Annotated in this window: 1 pseudogene; it reads left to right on the top strand. The window is 57.1% G+C overall.

Going from position 1 to position 266, the window contains the following annotated elements:
* Positions 1 to 41: 41 nt before the first annotated feature.
* Positions 42 to 266: pseudogene (locus SB751_RS31370) on the top strand (amino acid deaminase); the annotation flags it as partial.

Genomic DNA, 266 nt, shown 5'->3' with positions numbered 1-266 from the left:
CAAATCTGATTCAATTTAACCGGACGATGGAGCTGGGTGACATGAAAGTTACAAACTATCAGGGCGCAACGATTGATCCTTATAGCAAAGGTCTCGGCATGGTGCCGGGCACCAGCATCCAGCTCACGGATGCAGCGCGCCTCGAGTGGAATCTGCTGAACGAAGACGTGAGCCTGCCCGCCGCGGTGCTATACGCGGATCGCGTGGAACACAACCTGAAGTGGATGCAGGCGTTCGTCGCGGAATACGGCGTCAAGCTCGCGCCG

Source organism: Cupriavidus sp. SIMBA_020, assembly GCF_046535395.1.
GTDB classification, from domain to species: Bacteria; Pseudomonadota; Gammaproteobacteria; order Burkholderiales; family Burkholderiaceae; genus Cupriavidus; species Cupriavidus campinensis.
This window is presented reverse-complemented; position numbering and strand designations above follow the sequence as displayed.